The organism is Pontibacter sp. E15-1, from assembly GCF_022601975.1.
Classification (GTDB): Bacteria; Bacteroidota; Bacteroidia; order Cytophagales; family Hymenobacteraceae; genus Pontibacter.
Genome location: NZ_JAKVIR010000007.1, coordinates 146,158 through 160,066, shown reverse-complemented (window position 1 = coordinate 160,066; position 13,909 = coordinate 146,158). Strand labels below are relative to the sequence as shown.

Here is a 13,909-nt window from a genome sequence, read left to right as displayed (position 1 = left end):
GCCCTTTAGGAAGCGAGATTGCTATAAAAGTAAAGAGTTAGACAGCTAGACAGGCAAGAATGGAGGGTATGCCCTTCTCACTTTAAACTCTCTAACTTTAAACTCCCTAACTCTCTATCTCCTTAGCTTCTCCTCACCAGTTCCCGGATCAGCATGGTCATGCGGGGCTCGGCAACGGCGGCGGCTTCCAGAATATCCGACAGCTTTACTTTCTTGATTCTGTCGGGGGTGCACATGTCTGTGATAACGGAGACAGCGAACACCGGCAGGTCCATGTGGCGCGCCGCGATAACCTCGGGCACCGTAGACATGCCCACCGCGTCTGCGCCAATTGTGCTCAGGTAGCGGTACTCAGCCTTCGTTTCGAGCATGGGGCCCGGCACACTCACGTATACCCCCTCCTGCAGGGTGATGCCGGCATCCTCGGCTACCACCATAGCCTGCCGCACCATATGCTCATCGTATACCTCGCTCATGTCCGGGAAGCGTGGCCCCAGGTCGTCGAGGTTTTTCCCGATCAGGGGGTTGGTTGGCTGCAGGTTGATATGGTCAGTCAGCACCATCAGGTCGCTGGTGCTGAAACTAGGGTTCAGGCCGCCGGCCGCATTCGAGACGAACAGTTTTTGTATTCCCAGCAGCTTCATCACCCGCACCGGAAAAGCCACCTGCTCCATGGTATAGCCTTCGTAGTAATGGAAACGCCCCTGCATCACCACCACGCGTCGGCCCGCCAGCAATCCCAGAATAAGCTTGCCCGAATGGCTCTCCACCGTCGAAACCGGGAAGTTGGGGATGTCGGCGTACGACAGAGTGTGCTGCACTTCCACGTCTTTTACCAAAGCGCCCAGGCCCGTGCCCAGTATAATCCCGAATTCCGGCACGAAGCCGTTTATCTTGTCTTGTATGTAAGCGGTAGATTCCTGTAGCTGCTGCATCTCGTGTAAATTTTGAATGACTGATATACTGAATGTTGTATAGAAAAGCCGCTTCGGCAAAATGCCGGCGCCTTAAATGCGTAATTCTTGCACGGCAAAGTTGCTAAAAATAGACGGCCTTTAAAACAAAAAGCCGCTGCGGATATGCTCCGGCAGCGGCTTTTATTTATACCTGTGTGGTTTACTCTATGCTCAAGTCGTAAGGCATGCGGGCTTGCGCACCCTGTAGCGTGCCCACCTTCTTGTATAGCTTGTAATAAGGGTATAACTCCCCCATCTCTGCCTTGATGGATTGCTCCCGGGCCTGTGCTCCCAGGTTCCCGAACATTTCCTCGATAAACGACTTGCGTGCCGGCAGGGCCTTCAGGCGGTAATCGTCTTCGATGTTGGCTTTTTTGGCGGCGATGGCGATGGCATCCTCCAGTCCGCCAAACACATCGACAAGGTTGCGCTGCTTCGCCTCGATACCAGACCATACGCGGCCGGAGGCATACTCCTTCAGCTTGTCCTGGCTCATGTTGCGGCCCTTTGCGGCCTTGCTGGTGAAGGTCTCGTAAATCTGGTCGATCTGGTGCTGCACAATCTCCTGCTCCTGCGCCGTCATGGGGCGGGTAATGGTCGGCATGTCCGAGAACTTGCCGGTACTCACGTGGTCTACCGTTATGCCCAGCTTGTCGTTCAGGAAGCCCTTCACGTTCGGGATTACACCGAACACGCCGATACTGCCCGTAATGGTGTTAGGGTGCGCCACAATGGTATCGCAGCCCATCGCGATGTAGTAGCCCCCTGAGGCCGCCACATCCGACATGGAGGCGATGACCGGCTTCTTCTCCCGCGTCAGCTGTACCTCGCGCCAGATTACGTCCGAGGCCAGGGCGCTGCCACCCGGCGAGCTGATGCGCAGCACGACCGCTTTCACTTTTTCGTCCAGGCGCGCGTCGCGCAGGGCATCGGCAAAGCGTCGGCTGCCGATATTGTCCTCATCTCCGTCGCCATCAACAATGTCGCCTTCGGCGTAGATTACGGCGATGCGGTTTTTAGAGGTGCTCACTTCAATGTTTCCCTTTACCTTCTTGTATTTCTTGAGCTGCACCAGTTCCATCTTATCGGTCTCCGGGATGCCGATCTTGTCTTTCATGTAGTTGATGGCCTCGTCGTAATACCCCACGTCGGTGATCAGGTTGTACTTCTTCGCGTCAGCCGGGTCACGTACCAGCAGGTTGTCCTGCACGTTTTTCAGCTCAGACACCTGCACCGAGCGCGACTTGGCAATCTGCTGCAACTGGTAGTTGTTGATGGAGTTCAGGAAGGAGTTGAGCTGCTCGCGGTTGGCCTCGCTGGCCTGCTCCAGGAAGAAAGGCTCCACCGCGCTTTTATACGTGCCTACCTTGAAGATCTGCGCCTCGATGCCCAGTTTGTCGAGCATGCGCTTAAAGAAATACATCTCCGAGCTCATCCCGTTAAACTCCACCGTGCCCACCGGATTCAGGTAGATTTTATCCGCCACGGAGGCGAGGTAATACGCTTTTTCAGTAGACACGTCGGCATAGGAAACCACAAACTTGCCCGACTTCTTGAAGTCGATCAGCTCATTGCGGATCTCCTCCAGCTTGGCCATACCGGCATCCACAAAGGTCATGTTCAGGAAAATCCCCTCCACATTGTCATCAGCCTTGGCTCGGCGTATGGCGATCTTGATCTCGTCGAGGCCATCCGTGCTCGAAAAAGCGCCGAAGGAGAAGCCAAGCTCCGCGAACGGGTTGTCCGGGTCACGCTCCGCGATGGGCTTGTCCAGTTTCAGCTCCAGCACCGACCCTTCGGCCACCTTCACTTCATCCGATGAGGCAGAACTGGCCGCAATGCCGATCAGCAGTAACACTCCAATAAAAAAGAATACGAGCAGTCCGACAATCGTCGCCAACACATATTTCAGAAAACTTAGCATCGTGTATATAGGTTAATTATGGTATGATTTTGAACAGGTGATTGCATACATCTCTATAGCAATATACAAAAATAGGCCAATTTGTTCAGCCGATTCCCAGCTTCTCGACCAACTCCACCTTTTTATAGACCAACTTTAAGGAATTCCGAGTTTTGGGTTCCGCGTTCCGAGTCTTAAATCTAAGAGAACTAAAGTGTATTTCACACATTAATAGGTATAAAGCAGGGCAGGATATGGCATCTCTATCTCCATGCGACACCCCTGCCAACTCGGAATTCGTAACGAGGAACCCGTAATTAGTATTTATACTTCTTCCCCCACTGTGCCTGCAGCTGCTTGCGCATTTCATTCTCCCGGCCATTCTGGCCGGGCTGGTAGAAGGCGTTACTGCTGAGCTCGGGCGGCATAAACTCCTGCTGCACAAAGTTTCCCTCGTAGTCGTGGGCGTATTTGTAGTTGTTGCCATACCCGATTTCCTTCATCAGCTTGGTGGGCGCGTTCCGGATATGGAGCGGCACAGGCAGGTTGCCGGTTTGCTGCACCAGCGCCCGCGCCTGCTTGATGGCCTTGTAGGATGCGTTGCTCTTGGGCGACGTAGCCAGGTATACCGTGCACTGCGACAGGATGATCTCGGCCTCGGGGTAACCAATCATCTGCACTGCCTGGAAACACGAGGTGGCCATCAGCAGCGCGTTGGAGTTGGCCAGCCCAATATCCTCGGAGGCAGCAATGAGCAGCCGCCGGGCGATAAACTTGGGGTCTTCGCCGCCCTCAATCATGCGCGCCAGCCAGTATACGGCGGCGTTCGGGTCGGAACCGCGGATGGATTTGATGTAGGCCGACACCAGGTCGTAGTGCATCTCCCCCGACTTGTCATACATCACGATGTTCTGCTGGGCCACGTGCTTCACCAGCTCGTTGGTCACCACCACCTCTCCGGCCTTCTCTCCTTCCGCCACAATCTCGAGCAGGTTCAGCAGCTTGCGCGCATCGCCGCCCGATATGGTCAGCAACGCCTCATACTCCTGCACCCGCACCTGCCGTTGGCGCAGCCATTCGTCCTGGGCCAGCGCCTGGTCTACCAGCTCTATCAGCTCGTCTTTGGTCAGGTGCTTGAGGATGTATACCTGGCAGCGCGACAGCAAGGCTGAGATCACCTCAAACGAGGGGTTCTCGGTGGTGGCGCCCACCAGCGTGACGATGCCTTTCTCCACAGCTCCCAGCAGCGCATCCTGCTGCGACTTGTTGAAGCGGTGAATCTCGTCGATAAACAGCACGGTGCCCTGCCGCTTCCTGGCCTGCTCGATTACCTCCCGAATATCCTTTACCCCGGAGTTGATGGCGCTGAGGGCCACAAAGGGCACTTTCATCTGGTTGGCGATGATGTTGGCCAGCGTGGTTTTGCCCACGCCGGGAGGGCCCCACAAGATCATGGATGGGATGACGCCGCCCTCGATGTAGCGACGCAGGATGCCGTTGGGCCCTACCAGGTGTTTCTGGCCGTAATATTGGTCCAGGTTGTGGGGGCGCATGCGCTCGGCAAGCGGTGTGTTCGGATGGTTCATCTGCTCTAGTCTTTCTCCGGGTTCTGTTCAAGACAAAGCTACGAATTAGAAGGCAAAGAGGTGCGCCATACTTGGTATAGCGCACCTCCTCTCTGTGTCAGCCCAAACTTGATCAGCCTTGGGGCATTTTCCCATCGGGTCCAGTTGGCTCTATCTTGTTTTCGTGCTCCAGCTGCCGCTTCACCTCCTTGCTGTTTTGCCGCATCGACCGGTCCACCATGGGGCTCCGCTCCGGCCGTTCATCGCCAAACAAGACACCCCACTGCTTGAAGAGCTCCGTTCTGTCGAATATAATCTTGAGCACGGCAATGATCGGCAACGAGAGGAACATGCCAATCACGCCCGCTATTTCGCCGCCCACGATAACGCCCACGATGGTGGCCAGTGCGTTTATCTTCACCTTCGATCCCACAATCCGCGGCATCAGGATGTTATTGTCCAGGAACTGCACGGCGGCGATCACGCCCAGCACCGTGACAATGGGCCACAGCTCAGACGAGGATGCCAGGGTCAGCAACACGCCGATGATATTGCCCAACAGCGCCCCCACATAGGGTATGAGGTTCAGGAACGCAAAGATCACCCCAATCAGCAAGGCATGCTTGATCCCGATGATCATCAGAATGCCGCCCAGCAAAACGGTCATATAACTCACCTGGATGAGCAGGCCAAAAAGGTAGCTTTTGATGATGACCTCCATCTCGCGCATGGCTTCCTGCACTTTCTCGTGATTGGCTTTCGGGAACCACAGGAACACAAAGCGCAACAGCAGGTTTTTGTAGAACAGGAAAAGGAATATGTAGATGGGCACCAAGCCAAGGAAAACAAAAATACCGGTGAGGGAAAGCGCAGCCCCACTGAGCAAATTACCCGCATAGCTCAGCAGCCTGCTGCTCTGCTCACTGAGAAAGCTCGTCTGCTCTTCGGTGGAGAGTGGGGAAATATCCTCTATCCAGGCACTTAGCGCGTGCAAGTGCGTCATCACATTTTTCTGGATGGTGGGAAAATCAGATACCAGGTTGGCGATCTGAAACGAGAAGAACCACAGGATCCCGCTTACCGCTACAATCAGAACCAGCAGGCTGATGCCAATGGCAAGCATTTCGGGCAGCCGCCGCTTTATCAGGAATCGGAAGATGGGCAGCAACATGATGCTCAGGAAAAACGCCATAAACAAAGGGGCGAGCATATCCTTGCCCAGAACCACGAGCCATCCCAAGAAGAACAGCCCCATCACTTCAATAGACCGCCGTACGGTCACAGGTAAATCTTTCAACATTTAATTTGAATTGCGTTTGAGTCCTGCCCTATATACGGTTTCGGGTAAAAAGCACCTAACTTTGTACCATGAATAAACAGGTGCAAGTGCATGCGTCGCTGTTTCTGGTGGCGCTCATCTACGGGAGTAATTACAGCATCGCCAAAGAAGTAATGCCCGATTATGTGGGGCCCTTTGGGCTGATTGTGATCCGGGTGGTGTCGGCGGCGCTCGTTTTTGGGGTGTTTTCGAGGTTGGTGGTGAAGGAGAAGATCGTGGGCAGGGCCGACAACCTGCGCACGGTAGCCTGCGGCATCACAGGCGTGGCCATCAACCAACTCTGTTTTTTCGCAGGGCTCAACCTGACCGCCCCGATCAATGCCGCCCTGCTGATGGTAATCGTGCCGGTGGTAGTGCTGATTTTCTCTGCCATCCTGCTTAAAGAGCGGGTAAGCCTGCGCAAGGTGGCGGGCATCGCCATTGCCTGCACCGGGGCGCTGCTCCTGATTTATACCTCCCGCAGCGAAAGCACCACGGGCAACTTTTACGGCGACCTGTTGATTGTGGTGAATGCCATGGCCTTCGGCATGTATCTGGTGCTCGTAAAGCCGCTGATGCAGCGTTACCAGGCCATCACCATCGTGAGCCGGGTGTTCGCGGTGGGTGCCGTAGTGGTGGTGCCGTTCGGCTGGTCGCAGCTACTGGCCCCAGACTACAGCACCTTCCCGACCGCTATCTGGCTGGCCATCGCCTTTATGGTGCTGGCCGTCACGGTGGTGGCCTATTTACTGAACACCTGGGCGCTGCGGTACGCCAATCCCTCGCTGGTTGGGGCCTATATCTACCTGCAGCCCTTGCTGGCCATCCTGATCGCAGTGGGCTTCGGCCGCGACGTCTTCACGCTTCAGAAAGGACTATATGCGCTCCTGATCTTCGCAGGCGTATACCTGGTAAGCCGCACGCGGCAGAACGTATCAGTAACCGCGCAAGAAAAGACAGCCTAAGCCAGACCTCACAGTGTCCGGAGGACCTGTGAGTGTCTGGAGGACCTGTGAGTGTCTGGAAGTGAAAGCGGTAGAATTGCAGATTATGAAGTATATAAAACTACTATTAAACCGACACTCACAGGAGCTGCGCACGCTGTGAGGTCTGGGGAATAGCACTGTTCCTCTCAGACATCGTCATCAGCTATCAATTGTACGATGGCTTTGAACTCAGCAGCGTTTTCTTCGTGAAATTTTCTAAACTCCGCGCTTCCTCCGAACCATGCGATTACTGTTTCGCGCTGCAGCAGTGTTTTGCTCTTGGATAGCAGACTATGGTAAGAGGAATATGGCCACTCGCTGAAAACATCAATGAGGCCGTGGTGCTGCGGGTTGAAATGGATGTATTGGATTAGCCTGGTGAAGTATAACTCAGATGTTACTTCTTTCCGTTTGAAACGCTCCTGGAACAGGCTACCTGTCCGGCCATACCGGGTATTGATGGTTTTGGTATAGGCGTTAAAGAGATGCGAAAACTGACGCTGCAAGTCAATTTTAAAAGGCTTCTGCGTGACCGGATCATAAACAGTTAAGCTTTCTGCCTCATTTACGCAGATAAGAAAATGTACGTGGTTCGGTAAAAGGCAGTAGGCGTAGGTAGCGGCATACGGCGCGATGTACTTTTTGAAAAGCTGCAGAAATAAGTTAAAGTTGTCTGGTGCCTTGAAGATGGTTTCCTTGTTATTACCCCGCGTGTAGATGTGGTAATACCTTGACGGTTCGAGCTTTACTATTTCCTGCATTTTGCCTTATACACCACAAGACCTCACAGTGTCCGAAGGACCTGTGAGTGTCTGATAATAAAAGCAGTTTTTAGTGTGAAAAACTTGGTTTCGCAGGCCTAGGCTTACAGAATCAAACTACGCAAACCTCTTTTGGTTAATCTGGACTTTTATTGATGCTCCGTAGCTGTCCTGACACTCACAGGTCCTCCGGACACTGTGAGGTCTTGTGGCGTATAAGGCCTTTCAGACAAATAAAAACCCCTGCCGGTATGTACCGACAGGGGTTTTTTACTAAAATATCGCTTGAGAAGTTTTATACACTCCTCGTTTTTGGCTTGTTGCTCCAGCGACTGCTTCCGCCATTGGCTGGCCTTGCGGAACCAGCGCCCTCTCTTCGTGGGCCACCGCCGCCAGAACCGTTGCGTCGGCCACCGCCTCCGCCGCGCTTTTTCTGCTGGGCTACCGTGCTGGCCGCCTCGGCAAAGTCTTTGGCTGTCATTGGGTATGGGTGGTTGTCAATTACCGGAACCGACTTAGAGATCAGTTTCTGGATGCTAATCAGGTATGCGGTTTCTTCGGCGTCGCAGAACGACAGGGCGGTACCGCTTGCGCCGGCACGGCCTGTTCGGCCAATGCGGTGCACGTAGGTTTCCGGCTCGTTGGGCAACTCGTAGTTAATCACATGCGACAGGTCGTCCACATCGATACCGCGGGCAGCGATGTCAGTGGCTACCAGCACGCGTGTCTGGCTCTTCTTGAAGTTGTCCAGGGCGCGTACTCGGGCGTTCTGCGACTTGTTGCCATGAATGGCCTCGGCCTGCACGCCAGCCTTGCTCATGTCGCGGGCTACGCGGTCGGCGCCGTGCTTGGTACGGGTAAATACCAGCGCACGGTCTATCTCGCCATCCTTCAGCAGGTGGATCAACAGGTTTTTCTTGTCGCCCTTCTTCACATAATACAGGGCCTGCTTGATGGTATGCGCTGTGGATGATACCGGCGTCACTTCCACTTTCGCAGGGTTCACCAGAATGGTATCCGCCAGTTTCATGATCTCAGGGGCCATTGTGGCCGAGAAGAACAGCGACTGCTTTTTCTCTGGCAGCACTTTCAGCACCTTACGCACATCATTCACAAAGCCCATGTCCAGCATACGGTCGGCCTCGTCCAGCACGAACATCTCGATCTGGTCCAGGTGCACGTATTTCTGGGCCATCAGGTCGAGCAAACGACCCGGTGTGGCCACCAGGATATCAATACCGGCGCGCAGGGCGTCAGTTTGCGGGCGCTGCGACACACCGCCAAATATCACGGTGTGCTTCAGGCCTGTGTGCTTGCCATAGGCGCTCAGGCTGTCTGCGATCTGCAGGGCCAGTTCACGCGTCGGCGTCAGGATAAGTGACTTAATTCTGCGTGGCGAACGATCGTTCTGCTGTCCGCTTTTGGCAGAAAGCAACTGCAGGATCGGAATAGAGAAAGCCGCCGTTTTACCGGTGCCCGTCTGGGCGCAGCCTAAAATGTCTCTCTTCTGAAGTATAAGCGGAATAGATTGTGCCTGGATGGGTGTTGGTGTGGTATATCCTTCTGTTTTAAGAGCTTTAAGGATAGGCTCTATGAGGTTAAGATTCTCGAATGTCATTCATTAATTTTGAAAAGAAACCGCGCAGCACTTTGTGTACTGCTTTAGCGGGGAAGTGGCCGGAATTTGATATGGTGCTTATATGGGGCTATATAGGCACACGGGCCATACCCGACCTGTTGTTTCTACCTCAACCCATAAAACATGCTTATAGTTCTATGCCGTTGTTGAAGAACACAAAGGTACACCGTTAATATGTCACATCCTACATCTGTTTTTCTGGCGCAACTAGAGGAGGGTTGGGTATAAATATAAAGAGGTATAAATAGGTGAAACCAGAGAGTTTGAGAGAGCGGCCTCTTCCTTTCGACGGTATACCCATCCATCGATTCAGGGTATAACCGTGCGCTGTGTTACGCTGCCAACACAATCCTGTTTCATACCCCTCGATGTAGCACAAAAGGATAAGGGCCTGACGCATGCCAGGCCCTTATCCTTTTGAAATTCACTTTAAACTACAGCCTGAGGTTTAGTACCCTACCGTGAAACGCTGGCGGATATACTGAGGATCCTCCAGCTCGTTCAGGATGGCCACGGCAAAATCCTGGCGGGAGATCCGGCTCTCGCCGCGCTCATCAAACACAGGCTTGTCGGTGTTGTAGCGGAACTTGCCGGTGCGCTCGCCCGGCTCGATGATGATGGCGGGGCTCACAAATGTCCAGTCCAGCTCCTGCTCTGCCTCATACACCTTTAGGGAGTCGCGCTGGGCGGCTGCCCCGCTGCGCCACTCATCCGGAAAATCGGGCGTGTCCACCAGTTGGATGCCAGGCTCCAGGTAGAGGCTACCCGCGCCGCCTACGTTCACTACCCGGTTCACGGCTGCTTTCCGGGCAGCGTGCAGCACGTTCTGTGCCACGTCCACGTGCTTGCTGAACTCTGTGTCCGGCTCCCAGCCCGGGCTATAAGACACGACCACGGCGTCATGGCCTTTCAGGAAGGCGGCCATTGCCGACACATCCTGCACATCGCCCTCAATCACTTCCAGGCTAACGCTTTCCTCGGTCACATTCTCGGGGTTCCGGACGATGGCCGTGACGTTGTGCCCCCTGGTCAGGGCTTCCTGGGTGATTCTGGAACCGATGTTGCCGCTGGCACCAATAATTGCTATTTTCATATATGACGTTCTTGTCGGGTTGATTTTTATTGTCTTTTCTGAATACTTTCTATACGCGCCTGGGGTACCTTCACTTTGCAGTAACAATTATTTCAAGTATAGTCCTAGGCCCCGCCTGCCACTTTTTCTCTGGAAATGTGCCTCACAATTTGGGTGGCGTGCTCCCGTGAGTTCTCGATAAACCACACGTGGGTGTCCATGCCGCCGCAAATCACGCCCGCCAGGTACACGTTCGGCAGGTTGGTTTCCATTGTCTCGGGGTCATACTGCGGGTAGCGCTTCTCATCCTCCGTCAGCTTGATGCCAATCTTCTGCAGGAAACTGAAATCCGGTTGATAGCCCGTCATGGCCAGCACGAAGTCGTTCCCGATCGTGATCTTTCCTTCCGGGGTATCGATATCCACTTCCCGCTCCCGTATCTCGGTCAGGCTAGAGGAGAAGTAGCATTTGATGGACCCCTCCTTGATGCGGTTCTCCAGGTCGGGCTTCGTCCAGTATTTGATGCGGCCCAGCTCTGGCTGGCGCACCACCATCGTCACCTCTGCGCCCTTGCGCCACGTTTCCAGGGCCGCGTCGGCCGAGGAGTTGTTGGCTCCCACCACCACTACCTTCTGGCGGAAGTAATAGTGCGGGTCGAGGTAATAGTGGCGCACTTTGGGCAGGTCCTCGCCGGGTATGTGGAGTTGGTTTGGGATGCCGTAAAAACCCACCGCGATTATCACGTGCCGGGCCACGTACTCCCCCTTGCTCGTGCTGACGCGGTATAGCGCCCCTTCCGGCTCCATGTGCCTTACCTCCTCAAAGAGCTTCACCTGCAGGTCCTGCGACTCCACAACGCGCCGGTAGTACTCCATGGCCTCCATGCGGTTAGGCTTGGGATTAATGGACACAAACGGGATTCCCCCGATCTCCAGCCGGTCAGAGGTAGAGAAGAAAGTCATGTTCAGGGGGTAGTTGTAGAGCGAGTTCACCAGCGTGCCCCTGTCGATGATGAGGTAGTTGAGGTTGGCCCGCTTGGCCTCCAGCCCGCAGGCGAGCCCGATAGGCCCTGCCCCAATGATGAGTATGTCTAAGATGTTCTCCAAAGCTTTTCTGAAATGTAATGGTGCCGCGCCATGCATGCGCGACATGTATAACACGCTGCAGCGGCGCAAGTTTTTTAAATCCCCTACAGTTTGCGCTGCAGCACATACATACCGCGGTGCTCGGGTTTCATCGCCTCGAAGTCCAGCCGGTAGGTGCCGCATTTTTCAAACCCGTTCTGCTCATAAAAAACAACCGAGCGGCTGCTGTCCATTGCCTTCAGCCATACCAAGCGCTTGTTTCGCTGCCGGGCATAGTCGAGGGTAAACGCCAAAGCCTCCCGGCCAATCCCCTGGCCTGCTGCGCTTTTGGTCAGGTAGATGCGCTCCAGCTCCAGGCTGTCGGCCGCGCTGCCGCCATCCAGCGCCTTGTCGATGTTCAGCTTCAGGAACCCCACCAGCTCCTGCCCGGCATGTATGAGAAAATGGGCCGCGTTCGGATCGGCTAACTGTTCCTTCAGGGCATCCTCGCTGAAGCATTTGTCGATATACCAGGCGCCACCGTCATCCCATAGGTATAGATAATGGTCGCCGTAGGCGTTGAGGGCGATATCCTGAAGGGTATACACGTCCGCTGTCGTGCAGGGCGTCATGCGAATCGCTGCCATATGCTGCTGTAAGAAATCGGTTTGCCACGATGCCCGATGCTGCCCTGGGGCGCTTTGGCATCCGGCAATTTAAAACTTTATTTTTGAATCCGCTCAAAGGTAGGCATTTCCGGCAAACCAATACACAGATCGGCAATGTGCTATTTTATGGACTCTATCGGCGGCATGGGTATGGACTCCGTCATATTTCCTGTGTTATGGCTGGCTTTCATCAAAATTATACACCTCCCCGATGGCCAACTACTTGAATTACAGACACGTAAAAGGAGGGTTCATTTACTGTATTTTTATACCATGAGAACATACATCTTAATGTTAGTCACCGTATTTCTACTAGGTAGTTGTACCGGTGAGGGCTGGAGCAGGAAAGCCAAGGGTGCCGCTGTGGGCGGTGCTGCGGGGGCTGCTACCGGTGCTGCCGTGGGGGGCACAAAAGGGGCCGTGATTGGCGCAGCAGCCGGCACAGCGGCTGGCGGCGCGATCGGGCGCAAGAAGGACAAGAAGAAAGACAAGAAACGTTACGAAGGGTATAAAAACGACAGACGCTAAGCTGTGCCCATACCCTTTAAAACGCAAAACGGCGGGAAGTGGAAACTTCCCGCCGTTTTGCGTTTTAAAGGGTATGGTGCTCCGCCAAATTATAAATTAGAAATGAGGTATAAAAGCTGTTTCTAATTCTATAAAAACAAACGCTACTTCTGGTAATGAAATGGGTCGAGTAGTAGCCTAGGCCATGATCTCGTTCAGGTTGGGTGTGTGCAGCCTGCCAAAGCGGTGCAGCGTGCTCACATGCGACTGGATGGCCTTGACAAGTGTCTTGCTTTCGATGTATGGGATGTCAAACTCGGCGGCGGTCTGCTTCACAATCCCCGCGATGTCCGGGTAATGGATGTGGCAGATGCGCGGGAAGAGGTGGTGCTCGATCTGGAAGTTGAGGCCGCCCACGTACCACGACAGCAGCTTGCTCTTACGGGCGAAGTTGGCGGTGGTGTTCAGCTGGTGGATCGCCCAGTCGTTCTCGATGATGCCGCTCTCGCAGGGCAGCGGGTGGCTGGTGCCCTCCACGGTATGGGCCAGTTGGAACACAGTAGACAGGATAATCCCCCCCACAAAGTGCATCAGCAGAAAGCCCAGCAGCACCTCCCAAAACGGAATGCCGAACAGCAGCGTGGGGGCCACCAAAATACAAAAGAAGTAGGGCAGCTTAAAACCGATGATTTTGGCGAACGCGACCCTGTTCTTCGCCTTCGAGTTTGCATTCACGCCACTCTTTATAAAGCGGAAAAACTGCAGGAAGTCTTTCAGGGTTACCCAGTACAGCGTGAGCAAGCCATAAAACAGGAAGGCGTAGGCCCACTGCAGCTTGTGGTAAAAACGCACGTTGGTGTGTGGCGAAAAACGCATGAACACCATGTCGTCGATGTCCTCGTCCATCTCTGCCACATTGGTATAGGTATGGTGCAGGATGTTGTGCTGCAGTTTCCAGTTGAAGGCCGACGCGCCCAGCAGGTTCACGGAGTGGGCCATCAGGTAGTTCAGCGTTTTGCTCTTGGAGAAAGCCCCGTGGTTGGCGTCGTGCATCACGCTCATGGCCACCCCGGCCACGCCGATACCCATCACAAACCACAAAACCAGGCTAACGCCCAAACCAGGCGTGAACGTGAGCAGCGCCGCAAATGGCACCAGATACAGCAGCAACAGCAGGATGCTTTTGGTCAGCATGCTCGCGTTGCCCGACTTCGGCAGGTTGTTGGCGGTGAAGTACGCGTCTACGCGTTGGCGCAGTGTTGGGAAAAACAGGCTTTTGTCTTTATTGACGAATTTTACTTTGCCTTTTAATTTCATTGGGTATGCTTGCTATAATCTAATCTGGTTTTGCTGTTCTGCAACAGGAGCCCCGGTGTATACGCTCATTTTGTACTATTGTCCATGCCCTTCCGCTCATTTAATTGCCCGGCGCGGCTTAAATCCGCCCCGTGCCCGTGTATGCAGCAGCGA

12 protein-coding genes are annotated in these 13,909 nt (G+C 54.3%); 2 read left to right on the top strand and 10 right to left on the bottom strand.

What is annotated here, in order from left to right; genetic code table 11:
• Positions 1–122: 122 nt before the first annotated feature.
• From MKJ04_RS06650 to MKJ04_RS06635, 4 genes are all read right to left on the bottom strand, one after another.
• Positions 123–935, bottom strand: a complete 813-nt coding sequence (locus tag MKJ04_RS06650; RefSeq protein ID WP_241640574.1) for a purine-nucleoside phosphorylase — start codon at positions 933–935, stop codon at positions 123–125.
• 181 nt (positions 936–1,116) lie between these two features.
• Positions 1,117–2,880: a signal peptide peptidase SppA gene (sppA, locus tag MKJ04_RS06645; RefSeq protein WP_241640566.1), complete on the bottom strand. Its 1,764-nt coding sequence runs from the start codon at positions 2,878–2,880 to the stop codon at positions 1,117–1,119.
• A 296-nt stretch (positions 2,881–3,176) separates the two neighbouring features.
• Positions 3,177–4,445, bottom strand: a complete 1,269-nt coding sequence (locus tag MKJ04_RS06640) for a replication-associated recombination protein A (protein ID WP_241640563.1) — start codon at positions 4,443–4,445, stop codon at positions 3,177–3,179.
• Positions 4,446–4,557: 112 nt separating this feature from the next.
• A complete protein-coding gene (locus MKJ04_RS06635; RefSeq protein WP_241640561.1) occupies positions 4,558–5,724 on the bottom strand; it encodes an AI-2E family transporter in 1,167 nt (388 codons plus the stop codon).
• Positions 5,725–5,792: 68 nt separating this feature from the next.
• Here MKJ04_RS06635 and MKJ04_RS06630 point away from each other — a divergent pair, with 68 nt between their 5' ends.
• Positions 5,793–6,707: a DMT family transporter gene (locus MKJ04_RS06630; RefSeq protein WP_241640560.1), complete on the top strand. Its 915-nt coding sequence runs from the start codon at positions 5,793–5,795 to the stop codon at positions 6,705–6,707.
• Positions 6,708–6,874: 167 nt separating this feature from the next.
• On the opposite strand, the gene MKJ04_RS06625 is transcribed toward MKJ04_RS06630, so the two are convergent.
• From MKJ04_RS06625 to MKJ04_RS06605, 5 genes are all read right to left on the bottom strand, one after another.
• Positions 6,875–7,489 (bottom strand): transposase, encoded by a 615-nt coding sequence (locus MKJ04_RS06625; RefSeq protein ID WP_241640558.1) that lies wholly within the window; start codon positions 7,487–7,489, stop codon positions 6,875–6,877.
• Positions 7,490–7,784: 295 nt separating this feature from the next.
• Positions 7,785–9,107, bottom strand: a complete 1,323-nt coding sequence (locus tag MKJ04_RS06620; RefSeq protein WP_241640551.1) for a DEAD/DEAH box helicase — start codon at positions 9,105–9,107, stop codon at positions 7,785–7,787.
• A 469-nt stretch (positions 9,108–9,576) separates the two neighbouring features.
• On the bottom strand, positions 9,577–10,221 hold the full coding sequence (locus MKJ04_RS06615; protein ID WP_241640546.1) for an NAD(P)-dependent oxidoreductase: 645 nt from the start codon (positions 10,219–10,221) through the stop codon (positions 9,577–9,579).
• A gap of 104 nt (positions 10,222–10,325) precedes the next feature.
• Positions 10,326–11,306 carry a YpdA family putative bacillithiol disulfide reductase gene (locus MKJ04_RS06610; protein ID WP_241640545.1) on the bottom strand — a complete coding sequence of 327 codons (981 nt, stop codon included), beginning with the start codon at positions 11,304–11,306 and terminating at the stop codon, positions 10,326–10,328.
• Positions 11,307–11,389: 83 nt separating this feature from the next.
• On the bottom strand, positions 11,390–11,911 hold the full coding sequence (locus MKJ04_RS06605; RefSeq protein WP_241640543.1) for a GNAT family N-acetyltransferase: 522 nt from the start codon (positions 11,909–11,911) through the stop codon (positions 11,390–11,392).
• 294 nt (positions 11,912–12,205) lie between these two features.
• On the opposite strand from MKJ04_RS06605, the gene MKJ04_RS06600 reads away from it, so the two are divergent.
• On the top strand, positions 12,206–12,460 hold the full coding sequence (locus MKJ04_RS06600; protein ID WP_241640542.1) for a glycine zipper domain-containing protein: 255 nt from the start codon (positions 12,206–12,208) through the stop codon (positions 12,458–12,460).
• Between the two features lie 177 nt (positions 12,461–12,637).
• Here MKJ04_RS06600 and MKJ04_RS06595 read toward each other — a convergent pair whose 3' ends face one another.
• Positions 12,638–13,756, bottom strand: a complete 1,119-nt coding sequence (locus MKJ04_RS06595) for a fatty acid desaturase family protein (RefSeq protein WP_241640540.1) — start codon at positions 13,754–13,756, stop codon at positions 12,638–12,640.
• Positions 13,757–13,909: the final 153 nt, after the last annotated feature.